12 protein-coding genes are annotated in these 14,669 nt (G+C 59.2%); 8 read left to right on the forward strand and 4 right to left on the reverse strand.

Annotation, left to right across the window (positions count from 1 at the left end; translation table 11 throughout):
- Positions 1-25: 25 nt before the first annotated feature.
- Positions 26-2,434 carry a DNA translocase FtsK gene (ftsK, locus tag AB9N64_RS06080; RefSeq protein WP_003192084.1) on the reverse strand — a complete coding sequence of 803 codons (2,409 nt, stop codon included), beginning with the start codon at positions 2,432-2,434 and terminating at the stop codon, positions 26-28.
- 474 nt (positions 2,435-2,908) lie between these two features.
- Here ftsK and aat point away from each other — a divergent pair, with 474 nt between their 5' ends.
- The 3 genes from aat (at position 2,909) to infA (ending at position 4,672) form a co-directional block, all read left to right on the forward strand.
- A complete protein-coding gene (gene aat, locus AB9N64_RS06085) occupies positions 2,909-3,589 on the forward strand; it encodes a leucyl/phenylalanyl-tRNA--protein transferase (protein ID WP_014718900.1) in 681 nt (226 codons plus the stop codon).
- A 56-nt stretch (positions 3,590-3,645) separates the two neighbouring features.
- Positions 3,646-4,353, forward strand: a complete 708-nt coding sequence (locus AB9N64_RS06090; protein ID WP_371360053.1) for an arginyltransferase — start codon at positions 3,646-3,648, stop codon at positions 4,351-4,353.
- Between the two features lie 100 nt (positions 4,354-4,453).
- Entirely contained in the window at positions 4,454-4,672 is a 219-nt protein-coding gene (gene infA, locus AB9N64_RS06095; RefSeq protein WP_002553999.1) for a translation initiation factor IF-1, read from the forward strand.
- A gap of 245 nt (positions 4,673-4,917) precedes the next feature.
- On the opposite strand, the gene clpA is transcribed toward infA, so the two are convergent.
- A complete protein-coding gene (gene clpA / locus AB9N64_RS06100; protein WP_003192090.1) occupies positions 4,918-7,188 on the reverse strand; it encodes an ATP-dependent Clp protease ATP-binding subunit ClpA in 2,271 nt (756 codons plus the stop codon).
- 29 nt (positions 7,189-7,217) lie between these two features.
- Entirely contained in the window at positions 7,218-7,586 is a 369-nt protein-coding gene (gene clpS / locus AB9N64_RS06105; RefSeq protein ID WP_005789091.1) for an ATP-dependent Clp protease adapter ClpS, read from the reverse strand.
- Between the two features lie 225 nt (positions 7,587-7,811).
- Here clpS and cspD point away from each other — a divergent pair, with 225 nt between their 5' ends.
- Positions 7,812-8,072, forward strand: a complete 261-nt coding sequence (gene cspD, locus AB9N64_RS06110) for a cold shock domain-containing protein CspD (RefSeq protein ID WP_014718902.1) — start codon at positions 7,812-7,814, stop codon at positions 8,070-8,072.
- A gap of 75 nt (positions 8,073-8,147) precedes the next feature.
- On the opposite strand, the gene icd is transcribed toward cspD, so the two are convergent.
- Positions 8,148-9,404 carry an NADP-dependent isocitrate dehydrogenase gene (icd, locus tag AB9N64_RS06115; protein ID WP_005789095.1) on the reverse strand — a complete coding sequence of 419 codons (1,257 nt, stop codon included), beginning with the start codon at positions 9,402-9,404 and terminating at the stop codon, positions 8,148-8,150.
- Positions 9,405-9,887: 483 nt separating this feature from the next.
- On the opposite strand from icd, the gene AB9N64_RS06120 reads away from it, so the two are divergent.
- From AB9N64_RS06120 to hflD, 4 genes are all read left to right on the forward strand, one after another.
- Positions 9,888-12,113: an NADP-dependent isocitrate dehydrogenase gene (locus tag AB9N64_RS06120; RefSeq protein WP_130175066.1), complete on the forward strand. Its 2,226-nt coding sequence runs from the start codon at positions 9,888-9,890 to the stop codon at positions 12,111-12,113.
- Positions 12,114-12,317: 204 nt separating this feature from the next.
- Positions 12,318-12,764 (forward strand): NUDIX hydrolase, encoded by a 447-nt coding sequence (locus AB9N64_RS06125; protein WP_014718904.1) that lies wholly within the window; start codon positions 12,318-12,320, stop codon positions 12,762-12,764.
- Positions 12,765-12,823: 59 nt separating this feature from the next.
- Positions 12,824-13,948, forward strand: a complete 1,125-nt coding sequence (gene mnmA, locus AB9N64_RS06130) for a tRNA 2-thiouridine(34) synthase MnmA (RefSeq protein ID WP_014718905.1) — start codon at positions 12,824-12,826, stop codon at positions 13,946-13,948.
- Entirely contained in the window at positions 13,945-14,568 is a 624-nt protein-coding gene (gene hflD / locus AB9N64_RS06135; protein WP_371360054.1) for a high frequency lysogenization protein HflD, read from the forward strand. The genes mnmA and hflD overlap by 4 nt, the downstream gene beginning before the upstream one ends.
- Positions 14,569-14,669: the final 101 nt, after the last annotated feature.

The following is a 14,669-nucleotide window of genomic DNA, read 5'->3' on the forward strand; positions in this document are numbered from 1 at the left end:
CCGCGTGTTGCCACGCGGCGCGGAATCAGTCGCGCATCTGCCCAGGGGCGATGACTTCACGCGAGCCATTGGTGTTCATTGCGGTCACGACGCCGGCCATTTCCATGGCTTCGATCATGCGGGCGGCGCGGTTGTAGCCGATTTTAAGCTTGCGCTGCACCGCCGAAATCGAGGCACGGCGGCTTTCCAGTACGAAGGCCACGGCCTCGTCGTAGAGCGCGTCGGTTTCAGCATCATCGTCGCCACCGCTGCTGCCACCGTCGAAGCCGCTGCCGGCCTCTTCCACGCCAGCGAGAATGTCGTCGTTATATTCCGGCGCGCCGCGCAGTTTCCAGGCTTCGACCACACGGTGGACTTCGTCATCGGAAACAAAGGCGCCGTGAACGCGAATCGGCAGGCTGGTCCCGGGCGGCATGTACAGCATGTCACCGTGGCCCAGCAGTTGCTCGGCGCCACCCTGGTCGATGATGGTACGCGAGTCGATCTTGCTGGAGACCTGGAACGCCATGCGCGTCGGAATGTTGGCCTTGATCAGGCCGGTGATCACGTCCACCGACGGCCGCTGGGTCGCGAGAATCAAGTGGATGCCCGCCGCCCGCGCCTTCTGGGCGATACGGGCGATCAGCTCTTCAACCTTCTTGCCGACGATCATCATCATGTCGGCAAATTCATCGACCACCACCACGATGGTCGGCAACTTGGTCAGCAGTGGTGCTTCATCGTGAATGCTTTCGCGCTTGTACAGCGGGTCGGTCAGCGGTGTGCCGGCGTCCTGGGCTTCTTTGACCTTGGCATTGAAGCCCGACAGGTTACGCACGCCCATCTTCGCCATCAGCTTGTAGCGGCGCTCCATCTCGGCAACGCTCCAACGCAGGGCGTTGGCGGCGTCCTTCATGTCGGTAACCACCGGGCACAGCAGGTGCGGGATGCCTTCATAGATCGACAGTTCCAGCATCTTCGGGTCGATCATGATCAGCTTGGCGTCATCCGGCCCGGACTTGAACAGGATCGACAGGATCATGGCGTTCACACCCACCGACTTACCGGAACCGGTGGTACCGGCTACCAGCAGGTGCGGCATTTTCGCCAGGTCGGTAATCACCGGCTTACCGCCGATGTCATGGCCCAGCGCCAGGGTGACCGGCGATTTGAAGTTGTCGTATTCCGGGGTCGACAGCACTTCGGAGAAGCGCACGATCTGCCGGTCTTCGTTGGGGATCTCGATACCCACGGTGGTCTTGCCCGGGATCACTTCCACCACGCGCACGCTGGTGACGGCCAGGGAACGTGCCAAATCTTTGGCCAGGTTGGAAATACGGCTGACTTTTACCCCGGCGGCCGGTTGGATTTCGTAACGGGTGATCACCGGGCCCGGATGGATCGAGTCCACCGACACTTCGACGCCGAATTCCTTGAGCTTGATTTCCAGCAGGTGGCCGACGGCCGCCAGGGATTCGGGGGAATAGTTGAGTTGTTTCTTTTCGGCCGGGTCCAGAATCGAGATCGGCGGCAAGGTGCCTTCGACAGCGCTGTCGATAAACAACGGTGCCTGCTTCTCTTTTTGCACGCGATGGCTGGGCTCCGGCGCCTTGGGCGGTGCCGGGGCGATCACGGGCGGCACCTGCTTTTCACGGTCCGACATGTGCTTGCTCAGGGCCTGCTCGCGCTCGATCAAGCGCTCCTTGACCTTGGCTTGCTCGCGTCGATCCGGCGTGCTTGGAGCCACCACCTCGTTGACACGGGTGTCAACCTCACGCAGCTGCGCCACCATTTGCTTGCGCTCGACACGGGCGGCCCACCAGCGGTTGGCGGCGCCTTGGAACAATTCGAACAGGTCGAGGGTGATCTTGCCGGTCACGTCCATCACCTTGAACCATGACAGGTCGGTGAATACCGTCAGGCCGAACAGGAACAGCGCGATGAACATCAGGGTGCTGCCCTGGATATTCAGGGTACGGCGTGCCAGGTCGCCAAGGCTTTCGCCCAGAGCCCCGCCCGCGCCCGCCGGCAAGCCGGTCGGTGCATGGAAGTGGATATGCGCCAGCGCAGCGCCCGACAGCACCAGGAACACCAGGCCGATCAGGCGCCAGGAGAACAGCCAGCCGCTCCACTGCCACGGTTCGTGACGCTGGCGGAAGATCTGCCAGGTCTTGATCGCCAGCAACAGCGGGAAAATGTAGGCGAAGTAACCCAGGATCATGAAGAGGATATCGGCGCTGTAAGAACCTACAGGGCCGCCGAAATTCTGCACGTCATCGATCTTGCTGTTATGACTCCAGCCCGGATCGTCCTTGCCATAGGTGAGCAAGGCCATCATCAGGAACAGACACAGCGCACCGATGGCAATCAGTGCGCCTTCCTTGAGTCGGTAATGCAGGTGCTGGCGCCAGGCCGGTACGACTGCTGCTTTAGGTGCTGCGGCGGATTTCTTCAAAACGGGTCTATTCCTGCGCCTTTAGCGCGTCCATCTGTTAAATGACTACACGACTGCTCTATCCGGAGCAGCTGAAAAATGAACGAATGTTGCTGAATCTACTTTTAACATCCGGTGACGGATAGGTGAAATGGCGATAACGCCACAATGGCCGCATTGTACGGGTTTGCGTGCGCGATGCCACGCACTTGCCCTTCACCTGACTGCACGGACAATTTGAGCATGCATTGCCTTTGCTGACAAAGGCTTATGAGCTGTATTTAGCAATCCAGGCAAGCTTGGCAAATGGCCGGCATGCGCCAGACCCGATTACGACCACACCCTGTGTGCAGAGTTGCAGAAACACCCGCTCATGCTAATCCTCGTTAATAGCCTATTCGGGCTGGCCCCGTGGCGCCGGGTCGTCAATAATCAACACTTGCGGTGCAGGTGCATGACCTGCCACTCCCCTCCCCTTCCGTAAGCCTGGATGCCATGCTGACCTGGTTACAACGCGACACCCTGACGTTCCCACCTTTGGCCAAGGCCATGCGCGAACCCAACGGCCTGCTCGCCGCCGGTGGCGACCTGTCGGCCGAACGACTGATCCAGGCCTACCGTCATGGCTGTTTTCCCTGGTTCTCCGAAGGCCAGCCTATCCTCTGGTGGTCACCCGACCCTCGCACAGTGATATTCCCCGACGAGCTGCATGTTTCCCGCAGCCTGGGCAAATTATTGCGCCAGCAGCGCTATACCGTGACCTTCGACCAGGATTTCGCCGCCGTCATACACGCCTGCGCCGCGCCCCGTGCCTATGCCGATGGCACTTGGATCACCGAAAGCATCCAGCAGGCCTATCTGGAGCTGCACCAGCGTGGCTACGCGCATTCCGTCGAGGTCTGGGACCAGGGCGAACTGGTGGGCGGCCTGTACGGTCTGGCGATGGGCCAGTTGTTTTTTGGCGAGTCCATGTTCAGCCGCGCCGACAACGCCTCCAAATTCGGTTTCGCCACATTGACCCGGCAACTGCAAGCCTGGGGATTTGTGCTGATCGATTGCCAGATGCCCAATGATCACCTGCACAGCCTGGGTGCCCGCGGCATACCGCGCAGCGTCTTCGCTGACTTCCTGGACAAACATCTGGACCAACCCAACGCCGGGCCGTGGGTTTCCTAGGCGACTTTCGCGCACGTGGCTTACACTTATTTCAAAGCTTATCCCGAGGGTTGATCATGACCGAGCTGGCGCGCTTGAAGTTCTATGCCACTCAAGCCCACTCATGCAGCTATCTGCCCGACGAGCAGGCCACCACGCTGTTCCTCGATCCCAGCCAGCCCATGGACGTGCATGTGTATGCCGACCTGTCCGAGATGGGCTTCCGGCGCAGCGGCGATCACCTGTATCGCCCCCATTGCCAGAACTGTAATGCCTGCGTGCCCGCACGCATCCCGGTTGTGCAGTTTTCGCCCGACCGTAACCAGAAACGCATTCTCAAGCGCAACGCCGACCTGACCGTACACGCCACCAAACCCCAATACAGCGAAGAATATTTCGATCTCTACCAACGCTATATCGAGCAGCGTCATGCCGACGGCGATATGTATCCGCCCAGCCGCGACCAGTTTTCCACATTCCTGGTGCGTGACCTGCCCTTTTCGCGGTTCTACGAATTCCGCCTCGACGGCCGCCTGTTGGCCGTGGCGGTCACCGACCTACTGCCCAACGGCCTCTCGGCGGTGTACACCTTCTATGAACCGACCGAAGAACGCCGCAGCCTCGGGCGCTTCGCCATCCTGTGGCAGATAGGCGAAGCGCTGCGCCTGGAACTGGAAGCGGTGTACCTCGGATACTGGATCAAGAACTGCAAAAAGATGAACTACAAGACCCAATATCGGCCCATTGAGCTGCTGATTAATCAAAGATGGGTCACGCTTAACTAGAACCCCTTGGCTTGAACACCCTTTTTCGGGCACAATGCACGCCGCTTTTGCCTGGCGCAGTTGCACCGGGCCATTCACTGGATACCGAGGGCTTTACTGCATGTCGAAAGAAGACAGCTTCGAAATGGAAGGCACTGTCGTCGACACCCTGCCCAACACCATGTTTCGTGTGGAGTTGGAAAATGGGCACGTCGTAACCGCGCATATCTCCGGCAAGATGCGCAAGAACTACATTCGTATTCTTACCGGTGACAAAGTGCGCGTCGAGCTGACGCCCTATGACTTGAGCAAAGGGCGCATCACTTACCGCGCTCGCTAAGCAAGTCAATACAAAACGCCCGGTTATGCCGGGCGTTTTTGTGTGCGCAGGATTTAACAGTCGCCACTCGACCCTGTGGGAGCTGGCTTGCCTGCGATAGCGGTGGGCCAGTTAACGATGTGCGACCGAAGGACCGCCATCGCAGGCAACCCAGCTCCCACAGTTGATGGTCACAGTCTCGTAAATCGTATTTCAGGCAGCAAAAAGGCGCCTTTCGGCGCCTTTTGCAATGTTGCAGCTAACGATCAGGCCATTTCCGCCGTGGTCTCGAACTCGAAGGTCAGCTCGCCGTCCTTCAGGTCGATGTGCACCACGCCACCATGGTCGGAGAGTTCGCCGAACAGGATCTCTTCGGCCAGTGGCCGCTTGATCTTGTCCTGGATCAGACGCGCCATCGGGCGTGCGCCCATTGCCGCATCGTAGCCGCCCTCTGCGATCCAACTGCGGGCCGCTTCCGTCACATCCAGCTGCACGCGCTTGTCTTCCAACTGCGCTTGAAGCTCGGTGAGGAACTTGTCCACCACGCTTTTGATGACCTCATGGCTGAGGCGACCAAACTGGATAATGGTGTCCAGGCGGTTGCGGAACTCCGGCGTGAAGCTCTTCTTGATCACTTCCATGGCATCGGAGGAGTGATCCTGATGCGTAAAGCCGATCGAAGCCCGCGCCGCGGTTTCGGCACCGGCGTTGGTGGTCATGATCACGATCACATTGCGGAAGTCCGCCTTGCGCCCGTTATTATCGGTCAGGGTCCCGTGGTCCATGACCTGCAACAACAGGTTGAAGACTTCCGGGTGAGCCTTTTCGATTTCATCGAGCAGCAATACGCAATGTGGCTGCTTGGTGATCGCCTCGGTCAACAGGCCGCCCTGGTCGAAGCCGACATAGCCCGGAGGCGCACCGATCAAGCGCGACACAGTGTGGCGCTCCATGTACTCGGACATGTCGAAACGGACCAGCTCGATGCCCATGGCCTTGGCCAACTGGCGAGCCGCCTCGGTCTTGCCGACACCGGTCGGGCCTGCGAACAGGAACGAACCGACTGGCTTGTCCGGCGACTTGAGGCCCGCACGGGACAACTTGATCGCCGTGGACAGCGAGTCGATGGCCGCATCCTGGCCAAACACAGTGAGCTTGAGGTCGCGCTCCAGGTTACGCAGCAGCTCCTTGTCGGAACTGGTGACGTGTTTTGGCGGAATCCGCGCGATCTTGGCCACGATGTCCTCGACCTGAGGCACGTCGATGCGCTTCACGCGCTTCTCGACCGGCTGCAGGCGCTGGTAGGCACCCGCTTCGTCGATCACATCGATGGCCTTGTCAGGCATATGCCGGTCATTGATGTAGCGCGACGCCAGCTCAGCCGCCGCACGCAAGGCCTCATCGGTGTACTCGATGCCATGGTGCGCTTCAAAACGCCCCTTGAGCCCACGCAGGATGCCGATGGTATCTTCAACCGACGGCTCGGACACGTCGACTTTCTGGAAGCGACGCGCCAGGGCACGGTCTTTTTCGAAGATGCCGCGAAATTCCTGGAACGTGGTCGAACCAATGCAGCGGATATCACCGGAGGACAGCAGCGGCTTGAGCAGGTTGGAAGCGTCCATCACCCCACCGGAAGCCGCACCGGCGCCAATGATGGTATGGATCTCGTCGATAAACAGGATGGCCTGCGGGCGTTTTTTCAGCTCGCCGAGCAACGCCTTGAAGCGTTTCTCGAAATCGCCACGGTACTTGGTCCCGGCGAGCAACGCGCCCAGGTCAAGGGAATAGACGACACTGCTGGCCAGCAGGTCTGGCACCTGGTTATCGACAATGCGCTTGGCCAGGCCTTCGGCAATTGCGGTTTTACCCACGCCCGCCTCACCCACCAGCAACGGGTTGTTCTTGCGACGACGCGCAAGTATCTGCGCTACACGCTCTACCTCGTGCTCACGCCCCACCAGCGGATCGATCCGCCCTTGGCGCGCCATTTCATTGAGGTTGCTGGCATAGGCATCCAGCGGGTTGCTGGAAGAAGAAGATTCACCGCCCTCCTCGTCCTGCATATCCTGCTCGCCCTCGGAATGATCGCCGTGCCCAGGCACCTTGGAGATACCGTGGGCGATGTAATTGACTACATCAATACGGGCAACGCTCTGCTGCTTGAGCAGGAACACGGCCTGGCTTTCCTGTTCGCTGAAAATTGCCACCAGCACATTCGCGCCCGTGACTTCACGCTTACCGGAGCTCTGTACGTGGAACACAGCACGCTGCAATACCCGCTGGAACCCCAGGGTTGGCTGGGTTTCGCGGTCCTCGTCATGCACGGGGATCAGTGGCGTGGTGGAGTCGATAAACTCCTGCAGGTCATGCTTGAGCTTGTCGAGGTTGGCGCCGCACGCACGTAGAACGGTGGCGGCAGCTTCGTTATCCAAAAGTGCCAGCAAAAGGTGTTCGACGGTCATGAATTCATGACGCTTCGAACGAGCCTCTTTGAAGGCAAGATTGAGGGTGACTTCGAGCTCGCGGTTTAACATAGCTTCACCTCATACCCAAGTGGTCGGCGTTAACCGTCCTTCTCGATTTCACAGAGTAGCGGATGCTGGCTTTCCCTGGCGTACTGGTTGACCTGCATGGCCTTTGTCTCGGCGATGTCGCGGGTAAACACTCCACATACTGCCCGTCCTTCTGTGTGAACGGCCAGCATTACCTTGGTCGCCAACTCGCGGTTCAGGTTGAAAAACACCTCGAGCACTTCGACGACGAAATCCATCGGTGTGTAGTCATCATTAAACAAAACCACCTTGTACATCGGCGGCGCCTGTAAAGCAGGCTTGGCCTCCTGAACAGCAATGCCTGCAGAACCGTCGTCGTCATGTTCCTGATCCGGGCGATCCTGATTGAATGTTAGTCGAATCTGGCTGTTTGCATGCATGGGAAAGAAAGGTTCGTCAGTGGTTCAATTACAGTGGTGGGGGCGGCCTGTCAGAATTTCAACTCTGACCCTTTGGTCACCTTGACTATCGGCGAAACGGTGTTACAACGAATAGAGCCCACAGTGGGTAAAAAAGGTCCGCGCAGTCAACCTTATTTATTCGGGTTAGGACGGATAGACAGGATGATACTCCAGTGATGGAGTCTGGTGCAGAGGGATAAGGGAATGGCTAGTGGTAAGGTCAAGTGGTTCAACAATGTCAAGGGTTACGGCTTCGTCATTGAAGACGGCAAGACCGAGGACCTTTTTGCGCATTTCTCAGCGATCCAGATGGAAGGTTACAAAACGCTGAAAGCGGGTCAGCGTGTCAACTTTGAAATCATTCAAGGGCCAAAAGGCATGCATGCCGTAAATATTGTTGATGCGCCTGCCACTGCAGGCGTGAAAGAAACAAAGGTAGAAAAATCAGAGAAGCAGCGGGCCTGACCAGCCACTGAAATCAAGCACTCAAAGCAAACCGGCCGCCCCGACTCATCAGGGCGGCCGGTTTTCTCTGCCTGTTTACATATGCTTGATCAACGCATCACCAAACCCCGACGACGACACCAACGTAGCGCCATCCATCAGACGCTCGAAGTCATAGGTCACGGTCTTGGCCGAAATCGCGCCGTTGGTGCCCTTGATGATCAGATCCGCCGCCTCGACCCAGCCCATATGCCGCAGCATCATTTCCGCCGACAGGATCAATGAACCAGGGTTGACCTGATCCTTGCCCGCATATTTAGGCGCAGTACCGTGGGTGGCTTCAAACATTGCCACGGTGTCCGACAGGTTGGCCCCCGGCGCAATACCAATGCCGCCCACTTCCGCCGCCAGGGCGTCGGACAGGTAATCACCATTGAGGTTGAGGGTCGCGATCACGTCATATTCAGCCGGACGCAGCAGGATCTGCTGGAGCATGGCGTCGGCAATAGCATCTTTGACCACTACATTCTTGCCGGTCTTGGGGTTCTTGAACTGCATCCACGGCCCGCCATCGAGCAAGGTCGCACCGAACTCTTCAGCCGCCACTTCGTAGGCCCATTCCTTGAAGGCCCCTTCGGTGAATTTCATGATGTTGCCTTTGTGCACGATGGTCAGCGAGTCGCGGTCGTTATCCACCACATACTGCAAGGCCTTGCGCGCCAGGCGCTTGGTACCCTCTTTGGAGACCGGCTTGACGCCAATTCCGCAATCCTGGTCGAAACGGATCTTGGTAACACCCATTTCTTCCTTGAGGAACTTGATCACTTTGATCGCTTCCGGCGAACCGGCCTTCCACTCGATGCCCGCGTAAATATCCTCGGAGTTCTCACGGAAAATAGTCATGTCCACGTCGCCAGGCTTTTTCACCGGGCTGGGCACGCCTTCGAACCAGCGCACCGGGCGCAGGCACACGTACAGGTCAAGTTGCTGGCGAAGCGCTACGTTCAGCGAGCGGATACCGCCACCCACCGGCGTTGTCAGCGGGCCCTTGATGGACACCACGTAATCCTTGACCGCGTCCAGGGTTTCCTGGGGCAGCCAGGTGTCCTGGTCGTAGACTTGAGTGGCTTTTTCGCCAGCGTACACCTCCATCCAGGAGATTTTGCGCTTGCCGCCGTAAGCCTTTTCAACAGCGGCGTCGACCACCTTGATCATCACCGGGCTGATGTCGACGCCAATACCGTCACCTTCGATGTAGGGGATGATCGGTTGGTCAGGAACATTGAGAGAATGGTCTGCATTGACGGTGATTTTGTCGCCGACTGCCGGAACCTGAATCTTCTTGTATCCCATGCTGAACTCCATCTATGGATTGAACATCTGGCTGCGTTCGAGCCTACTCCAGATAAATGGCGACTGAAACCTCACGCCATGCTCATTTGCATCGAAAACAGCATATTTGGTGGCCTACAAGCCTGAAAGCAAAGGGAAAAGCGCCAATCTTGAGCACATCCCACTACCCCACGCACCTGCGACCTTTAGACCAATGGACGAGCCCCCTTTTGTATGAAGGCTCAGCGTAAGCATAGCGACCTATGTATAATGCCGCCGCTGACCAAAGAGTCACGACGGCGGACCGCTCTAGAACGTAGCCTTTCGCCAGAAAGCCGGACTATTACCATAGCCCACCCGCTTGACGCTCGACTGATGCAAACCAACATCACCGCGAAGAAACCTCGACATTTCGCTCATGGATGACTTTGAACGAACGCGCTCTACCCGGCGCATCTCGAGTTTCTGCGCACGCTTTCAGCAAAGAAGAGAGTTAATCCGAATATGCCCACCCGCTCGAAGATCATCTACACCTTCACCGACGAAGCCCCAGCCCTCGCCACCTATTCACTGCTGCCTATCGTAGAGGCCTTCACCGCTTCCGCTGATATTGCCGTGGAAACCCGCGACATTTCCCTCGCCGGGCGCATCCTCGCAAGCTTCCCCGAGCAACTGGGCACCAAGGCCATCCCGGACCACCTCGCCGAACTGGGCGACCTGGCCGTTACGCCTGAAGCCAACATCATCAAGCTTCCCAACATCAGCGCCTCGACCCCGCAGCTGCAAGCCGCGATCAAGGAACTGCAGGCCCAGGGCTACGCCCTGCCGGACTACCCTGAAACCGTAACCACCGACGCGGAAAAAGAAACCCGTGCACGTTACGACAAGGTCAAGGGCAGCGCCGTGAACCCGGTACTGCGCGAAGGCAACTCCGACCGTCGCGCACCGCTGTCGGTCAAGAACTACGCACGCAAGCACCCGCACAAGATGGGCGCCTGGGCTGCCGACTCCAAGTCGCACATTGCCCACATGAACAACGGCGACTTCTACGGCAGCGAAAAAGCCGTGCAGATCGAAACCGCTGACGCGGTCAAAATTGCGCTGGTTGCGAAGGACGGCACCACCACCGTCCTGAAGGAAAAGACCAGCGTTCAGGCCGGCGAAATCATCGACACCGCCGTGCTGAGCAAGAAAGCCCTGCGCAGCTTCATCGCCGCTGAAATCGAAGACGCCAAGAAGCAAGGCGTGCTGCTGTCGGTTCACTTGAAAGCCACCATGATGAAGGTCTCCGACCCGATCATGTTCGGCCAGATCGTTGCCGAGTTCTATAAAGACGCCCTGGCCAAGCACGCGACCGTGCTGGAACAGATCGGCTTCAACCTGAACAACGGCATCGGCGACCTGTACGCCCGCATCAAGGCCCTGCCGGCCGACCAGCAGGCGCAGATCGAAGCCGATATCCAGGCGGTCTACGCCGTTCGCCCTGCCCTGGCGATGGTCAACTCCGACAAAGGCATCACCAACCTGCACGTGCCGAGCGACGTCATCGTCGACGCCTCGATGCCAGCGATGATCCGTGACTCCGGCAAGATGTGGGGCACCGACGGCCAGTTGCACGACACCAAGGCTGTGATCCCGGATCGCTGCTACGCCACCATCTACCAGGCGGTCATCGAAGACTGCAAGGCCAATGGCGCCTTCGACCCCACCACCATGGGCAGCGTGCCAAACGTTGGCCTGATGGCGAAGAAAGCCGAAGAGTACGGCTCCCACGACAAGACCTTCCAGATCAAGGCTGACGGCGTTGTCCGCGTCACCGACAGCCAGGGCAACCTGCTGATGGAACAGAACGTCGAAGCTGGCGACATCTTCCGCATGTGCCAGACCAAAGACGCGCCGATCCAGGACTGGGTCAAGCTCGCCGTCAACCGTGCCCGCGCCAGCAACACCCCGGCCATTTTCTGGCTGGACCCTAAGCGCGCGCACGATGGCGTGGTGGTCGAGAAAGTTCAGACCTACCTGAAAGATCACAACACCGAAGGCCTGGACATCCGCATCATGGCCCCGGTCGATGCGATGAAGTTCACCCTGGAGCGCACCCGCAAGGGCCTGGACACCATCTCGGTGACCGGCAACGTACTGCGCGACTACCTGACCGACCTGTTCCCGATCATGGAACTGGGCACCAGCGCCAAGATGCTGTCGATCGTGCCGCTGATGAATGGCGGTGGCCTGTTCGAAACCGGTGCTGGCGGTTCGGCTCCAAAGCACGTGCAGCAACTGCTGGAAGAAAACTTCCTGCGCTGGGATTCCCTGGGCGAGTTCCTGGCCCTGGCCGCGTCCCTCGAGCATTTGGGTGTGACGTACAACAACCCGAAAGCGCTGGTACTGTCCAAGACCCTGGACCAGGCCACCGGCCAGTTCCTGGACAATAACAAGTCGCCATCGCGCAAGGTCGGCAACATCGACAACCGCGGCAGCCACTTCTACCTGGCGCTGTACTGGGCACAAGCCCTGGCCGCCCAGACCGACGACACTGCACTGCAAGCGCAATTTGGCGAACTGGCCAAAACCCTGGCCGAGAACGAAGCAACCATCGTTGCCGAACTCAACGCCGTACAGGGCAAGCCAGTGGACATCGGCGGCTACTACGCGCCGAACCCAGAGCTGACCAGCAAAGCGATGCGCCCGAGCAACACCCTCAATGCGGCGATTGCCAAGTTGAAGTAAGGTTGTAAGGATGCGAAGAAGCCCCGGCCCAGTGCCGGGGTTTCTGCTTGTAGGGACTTCATTGAAGAAACCCAATCCAATGTGGGAGCTGGCTTGCCTGCGATTGCAGTCTGTCAGTTCATACAGGCGTAGCTGACCCACCGCCATCGCAGGCAAGCCAGCTCCCACATTGAGCATGCCACCTTCCAGATACCGAGGTTCGCAATGACCTGGCTCCCCCACATCACCGTCGCCACCATCGTCGAAGACAACGGCCGCTTCCTGATGGTCGAAGAACTCAAGGGCGGCCGCGCCGTGCTCAACCAGCCCGCCGGCCATCTGGACCCGAACGAAACCCTGACCGAAGCTGCCGTGCGCGAAACGCTGGAAGAAACCGGCTGGGACGTGGAAGCTACCGGCATCGTCGGCATCTACCTGTACACCGCACCCAGCAATGGCGTCACCTATCAACGGGTCTGCTTTATCGCCAAGGCCCTGAGACACCGCCCGGACTATCAACTCGACGAAGGCATCCTGCGCGCCCGCTGGCTGACCCGTGACGAACTGATGGCCGTGCGCGACGACTGGCGCAGCGAGCTGATTATCCGCTGCATCGATGATTATCTGGCCGGCCAATGCCACAGTCTCGAATTGATCCGCCCTTCTCTTTAGCCTTGCGGGCCCAGGCCTGCTAGAATCGCGTCCTTTTTCAAGACACCCGTTGAAACCCTATGCGTGATTCAGCCCCTTCTGACACACAAAAGAAGCGCGTCATCGTCGGCATGTCCGGCGGCGTGGACTCTTCCGTTTCCGCCGTTCTGCTCATGGAGCAGGGTTATGAGGTGGAAGGCCTGTTCATGAAGAACTGGGAAGAAGACGATGGAACCGAATACTGCACCGCCATGGACGACCTCGCCGACGCCCAGGCCGTATGCGACAAGATCGGCATCAAGCTGCACACCGCCAACTTCGCCGCCGAGTACTGGGACAACGTGTTCGAGCACTTCCTGGCCGAATACAAGGCCGGCCGCACGCCGAACCCGGACATCCTGTGTAACCGCGAAATCAAGTTCAAGGCCTTCCTCGACTACGCCATGATGCTCGGCGCCGACCTGATAGCTACCGGCCACTACGTGCGCCGTCGCGATATCGATGGCCGCACCGAATTGCTCAAGGGCCTGGACCCGAACAAGGACCAGAGCTACTTCCTGCACGCCGTCGGTGGTGAGCAGATCGCCAAGACCCTGTTTCCGGTCGGCGAGCTGGAAAAGCCCGAAGTGCGCAAAATTGCCGAGAAACACGGCCTGGCCACCGCCAAGAAGAAAGATTCCACCGGTATCTGCTTTATCGGCGAGCGGCGCTTCAGTGATTTCCTCAAGCAATACCTGCCGGCGCAACCGGGCGAGATCAAGACCACCGAGGGTGAAGTGATCGGCCGCCACCACGGCCTGATGTACCACACCATCGGCCAGCGCCAGGGCCTGGGTATTGGCGGTTTGAAGGACGCCGGTGAAGAGCCGTGGTACGTGCTGGTCAAAGACCTGGAAAACAACGTGCTGGTGGTCGGCCAAGGCAACGAGCACCCGCTGCTGTTCTCCGGCGCCCTGCTCGCTTCCGAGATCTATTGGGTCAACCCTATCGACTTGAGCACCCCGCGCCGCCTGACCGCCAAAGTGCGTTATCGCCAGAGCGACCAGCCCTGCACCCTGGAAAAGACCGCCACCGGCTACCGTGCCACCTTCGATGACCCGCAGCGCGCGGTCACCCCTGGCCAGTCCGTGGTGTTCTATGACGGCGAAATCTGCCTGGGCGGCGGCGTGATTGAAGTCGCGCAAGCCTGGAGCAACCCGGCATGAGCCCGACCAAGGAGCAATTGACGGCCCTTGGCGGTGTCTTTCTCGCTGCGGTACTGGTGGACAAGATCGCCAAGACCGGCCAGGTCACTGAGGCCGGCCTGACCTGCATGCTCGGCAGCCTGCTGATCCGCGATCCCAAGGACACCCTTGAGGTTTACGGCGGTGACGACCTGGCCCTGCGTGAAGGCTATCGCGCCCTGATCGGCGCCCTGGAGCGCGACCCCAGCACTCTGCAGCGCGAACCGTTGCGCTATGCCCTGTCGATGCTCGGCCTTGAGCGCCAACTAGCCAAGCGTGACGACCTGCTGGACACCATCGGCAAGCGCCTGCCGCAGATCCAGTCCCAGGTAGAACACTTCGGCCCGGCCCACGAAAACGTGATCGCAGCCGTAGGTGCGCTGTACCAGGACACCTTGAGCACCCTGCGCCAGCGCATCCAGGTGCACGGCGACATGCGCAACCTGCAGCAACCCAACAACGCGTCGAAAATCCGCGCCCTGCTCCTGGCCGGTATTCGTTCGGCACGCTTGTGGCGCCAACTGGGCGGTCATCGCTGGCAGTTGGTGATCAGCCGACGCAAATTGCTCAAAGAGCTTTACCCGTTGATGCGCAACGAATAAGTCGCACCAGCAGGCTGTTTTCAAGCCATTACGCGTAATACGCCGGTCAGTTGGCGACGGACCGGCGGATTTTTTCATGTATGATACGCGCCCCATTTCGT

It is taken from the genome of Pseudomonas sp. KT_2_4 (assembly GCF_041410225.1).
GTDB lineage: Bacteria > Pseudomonadota > Gammaproteobacteria > Pseudomonadales > Pseudomonadaceae > Aquipseudomonas > Aquipseudomonas paracarnis.